Origin of the sequence: Caballeronia sp. (genome assembly GCF_049581465.1) — a bacterium.
Classification (GTDB): Bacteria; Pseudomonadota; Gammaproteobacteria; order Burkholderiales; family Burkholderiaceae; genus Caballeronia.
Genome location: NZ_JBAUSA010000954.1, coordinates 1 through 4,336, shown reverse-complemented (window position 1 = coordinate 4,336; position 4,336 = coordinate 1). Strand labels below are relative to the sequence as shown.

Sequence of the window (4,336 nt, the reverse complement as noted above, 5' to 3'; positions counted from 1 at the left end):
GGCCAGGCCCCGGCGCGGCAGGCGGCGCTAAAGGCGGGGCTGCCGTTGTCGGTGGGCGCAACGACGATCAACAAGATGTGCGGCTCGGGCATGAAGGCCGCGATGCTGGCGCACGATCTGCTGCTCGCGGGTTCGGCGAGCGTGATGATTGCGGGCGGCATGGAAAGCATGTCGCAGGCCCCGTATCTGTTGCCCAAGGCTCGCGGAGGCTACCGGATGGGCCACGGGCAGGTGGTCGACCACATGTTCCTCGACGGGCTTGAGGACGCGTACGACAAGGGCCGTCTGATGGGCGCGTTCGCGGAGGATTGCGCCACGACGTATGGGTTCACGCGCGAGGCCCAGGACGGGTACGCGATCGCGTCGCTCACGCGGGCGCAACGGGCGATCGCGGAGGGACGCTTCACGGCGGAGATCGCGCCCGTGACCGTGCGCGCGGGCAAGACGGAAACGGTGGTCTCGATCGACGAACAGCCGGGCAAGGCGAAGCTCGACAAGATCCCGACGCTCAAGCCGGCGTTCCGCGACGGCGGCACGGTAACCGCGGCGAACTCGTCGTCGATTTCCGACGGTGCGGCGGCACTCGTATTGATGCGCCGCTCGGAGGCCGAGCGGCGCGGCCTGACGCCCAAGGCCGTGATCCTCGGGCACGCCACCCATGGCGACCGCCCGAATCTCTTTCCCACGGCCCCCATCGGCGCGATGCGCAAGCTGTCGGAGAAGACTGGCTGGAATCTGCGGGATGTCGACCTGTTCGAGATCAACGAAGCGTTCGCGGTGGCCGTGATGGCGGCAATGCGCGATCTCGACCTGCCGCACGACAAGGTCAACGTGCATGGCGGCGCCTGCGCACTCGGGCATCCGATCGGTGCATCGGGCGCGCGCGTGATGGTCACGCTGCTTTCGGCGCTGGAGACGTATGGCATGAAGCGTGGGATCGCGTCGCTGTGTCTCGGCGGCGGGGAGGCGACCGCCATCGCGATCGAGCGATGGGTCTGAAGCGATTAGTCTGAAGCAAGCCACCGGGGGGCGGCGTTAAACTAATGCTTCCAGACGTTTCGAAGCGAACTTGGCGATGCCCCTACCGGTTGAGTTTCAATCCTTCATATCACGCTCTGCCTGGTCCGCTAACTTGACCGCCGAGCAGCTCGCGCGCGTCCAGAAAGATGTTTTTGAGCGATCATATTCTGGTGGTGCCGTAGTCTGTCATCAGGGAGCGCCAGCGGATCATTGGCTCGGCGTGATCGAGGGGTTGGTGAAAGTCGATACGGTTTCTAAAGCGGGGCGCCCCACGACCTTCGCCGGTGTGCCCGCGGGCTCCTGGTTCGGGGAGGGAGCCGTACTGAAAGATGAGCCTCGCCCCTACTCGGTGGTCGCGCTGCGCGCTAGCCAAGTCGCGTTTATCCCACGTAGCACATTCGAGTGGCTGCTTGACAATAGCCACTCGTTTAGTCGATTTGTCATCGATCAACTCAATGCACGGTGCGGCTACTACGTCGGACTGGTCGGAAATCTTCGTTTGCAAAAAGCGTCTGCAAGAGTCGCGTTCTGTCTCGCTGAACTGTTCAATCCACAACTCTACGCAGCAACTAATCCGACGCTGGGTCTTTCGCAAGAAGAAATTGGACGACTGTCCGGGCTTTCCCGGCAGAACACGAACCGAGCGCTTCACGAGCTTGCCGATGCGGGGCTCTTGTTGATCGAATACGGCTCAGTTCGAATTCTCGACCTGACAGGGCTTCGAGATTTTTCCCACCCCGAAGATTGATGGGGCGGTGAGTGCGAAGCACGTTGCGAACTATTGAAGCACTGCTAAGTGTCGTGGCACCCGCTTGACGTGGTTCACCACGTTTCTCGTATAAGTGCCACGCAGCGGTTTGTCTCCCCGCATGCCCCCGCATTGTTCTTAGGCCGTCATACAGGTTACGCGTGAGACAGCTTCGTAATGGCCTCCTGGCTGCCAGCTTGCGTTCGAAGTCGAAATTTCTGAATCTTTCCTGTACCTGTTTTTGGCAGGACGCAGTACATGATCCTCGCAGGGCACTTGAAGTGAGCGAGCCGCTCTCGACAGAAGGAAATCAGCTCTCGTTCAGAAGGTGTTTCGATACCCGGTTTTAATTCGACAAATGCGCAAGGCACTTCACCCCACTTGGCATCGGGCTGCGCCACCACGGCCGCGATGAGTACGGCCGGGTGCTGGTGCAATACGTCTTCCACCTCTACGGATGAGATATTTTCGCCTCCGGAAATGATGACGTCTTTTGAGCGATCCGTGATCTGAACGTATCCGTCCGGGTGCAGCACTGCTATATCGCCAGTATGGAACCAGCCTCCTTCGAAGGCGTTTCGCGTAGCCTCCTCGTTCTTCAGATAGCCTCTCATGACTACGTTTCCGCGCAACAGGATCTCTCCCTGGGTCTTGCCGTCCGCTGGAACCGGCTCCAGAGTGGCGGGATCTGCTACGCGCAAGGCTTCAAGTCCGCACGCCCGGTTACCTTGCCGCGCCTTCAAACGCGCCTGCTCCTCATTGGGCAACGCGCGCCAATTTTCCTGAATGAAGCAACTGACCGGCGTGCCCGAGGCTTCGGTGATGCCGTACACATGCTCAACCTCGAATCCCAGTTCGCTGACCGATTTCAACACGGCTGCCGGAGGCGGTGAACCTGCGGTGCGCACGCGAACGACGCGCGGCAAAGGGCTACGCTCGCTGGCGGGAGCGGCGGACAACGCGGCCAGGACGATAGGCGCGGCACAAAAATGATCGACGCCATATTCGCGGATCGCTGTAAATATTCCTGGGGCATTGACCTTGCGCAGACAGACATGGGTGCCACCCGCTGCAGTGATCGCCCAGGCGAAGCACCAGCCGTTGGCGTGGAACATGGGGAGGGTCCAGAGATACACCGGCGCGCGCGGCATCCCCCAGTCGATCAACTGCGACATGCTCATGAGGTGCGCGGCCCGGTGACTTATTACGACCCCTTTCGGGTCTGATGTCGTCCCGGACGTATAGTTCAGTGCGATGGCTTCCCATTCGTCCGCGGGCCATACGCCTTCGAAGTCTGGATCACCCTCTTCAAGCAATTGCTCGTAGTCGAACTCACCGATCGATGTCCCCGGCGGTGCTTCGAGATCGGCAATGTCAATCACCAGCGGCCTATCTGGAACGTGCTCGAGTGCGTCCGCAGCGAGGGCGGCGAATTCACGATCCACCAAAAGAACCTTGCATTCCCCGTGAAGCAGGATGAAACGAATGCCGTCGGCATTCAGTCTGCAATTGATCGTGTTGAGCACCGCTCCGCTTAGCGGCACGCCGAAATGTGCCTCCACCATCGCGGGCGTATTAGGGGCAATGATCGATACGGTGTCGCCGCGCTTGACACCTCGTCGGGCGAGCGCGCTAGCTAGCCGGTAGCAGCGGCCGCGCGTCGTGCGCCAGGTCTGGCGCATCGCGCCGTGCACGATCGCGATACGCTCCGGGAACAACTCGGCGCATCGATCGAGTGAGTGCAGCGGTGTCAGCGGTACATGGTTGGCTTCGTTCCTATCGAGTCCGCGCTCGTAGATTGGGGTGGGCATGGTATGTCTCCTCGCCGGATGGAAAAGTGTTGGGGATACAGGCGGCGCCCGGGTGCGACCTCTGAACTGGCATCGTTCAAACCTTGGCGGCCTCCACATCCAATCTAAACGTTCCGATGCCCCGGAACTGTCCCGAACGAGACATTTCTTCCGTTCGTGGAGACGATTGATTGGCCGATGTCGATTGTCGTGTTCGAGACAATGTCTTGTAGGTGACAACACGTCTCTTTTCGCCCGGCTAACCTTCCTCTCAATAGAAATCCTTAGGCTCAACCGAGTTGCCCGGATTCGCCGATCGTGACGACAGATGGAGGAACAGATGACGAGAAGTGAGGAAAGAAGTGACACGCCACCGGCGATGGATGCCGATGCGCTGCGCCAGGCCATCGAATGGGCCATCCTGTCGCGTCGCAGCGTCAGGGCGTTTCTGCCCACGCCGGTTTCTCGAGAGACAGTGGAATCGATACTGGACATCGCGCGGTTCGCTGCCACGGGCGTCAACATCCAGCCCTGGCGAGTACATGTCGTCACGGGGCACGCCAAGGACCGTATTTGCGCCGCGATCCAGCGGGTCAATTTCCATTCGACATTGGACGAGACATGCACGGACGAGTGGGACTATTACCCGCGCGAGTGGATATCGCCCTATCTGGAAAGAAGACGATCTGTGGGTTGGAAGCTATACGGGTTGCTTGGAATCGAAAAGGGCGACAAGCAACGAATGCAGGCCCAGCACAGCCGCAATTATCAATTCTTC

General features: G+C 60.3%; 4 protein-coding genes. 3 read left to right on the top strand and 1 reads right to left on the bottom strand.

Features of this window, described 5'->3' with window-relative positions:
* On the top strand, positions 1-999 hold a 999-nt coding region (locus WCA53_RS23375), incomplete at its 5' end, for an acetyl-CoA C-acyltransferase (protein ID WP_423916054.1).
* Between the two features lie 76 nt (positions 1,000-1,075).
* A complete protein-coding gene (locus tag WCA53_RS23370) occupies positions 1,076-1,768 on the top strand; it encodes a Crp/Fnr family transcriptional regulator (RefSeq protein ID WP_423916057.1) in 693 nt (230 codons plus the stop codon).
* A gap of 155 nt (positions 1,769-1,923) precedes the next feature.
* Here the strand turns inward: WCA53_RS23370 and WCA53_RS23365 are convergent, their stop codons facing one another.
* On the bottom strand, positions 1,924-3,579 hold the full coding sequence (locus tag WCA53_RS23365) for an AMP-binding protein (RefSeq protein ID WP_423916052.1): 1,656 nt from the start codon (positions 3,577-3,579) through the stop codon (positions 1,924-1,926).
* Between the two features lie 307 nt (positions 3,580-3,886).
* Between WCA53_RS23365 and WCA53_RS23360 the strand changes: the two genes are divergently transcribed.
* The coding region (locus tag WCA53_RS23360; protein WP_423916050.1) for a nitroreductase family protein at positions 3,887-4,336 on the top strand (450 nt) is incomplete at its 3' end.

What these genes read in the sequence shown, in the direction of transcription:
- WCA53_RS23370 (WP_423916057.1), top strand. Translation starts at nt 1,076, where the DNA reads ATGCCCCTACCGGTTGAGTTTCAATCCTTCATATCACGCTCTGCCTGG.
- WCA53_RS23365 (WP_423916052.1), bottom strand. Translation starts at nt 3,579, where the DNA reads ATGCCCACCCCAATCTACGAGCGCGGACTCGATAGGAACGAAGCCAAC.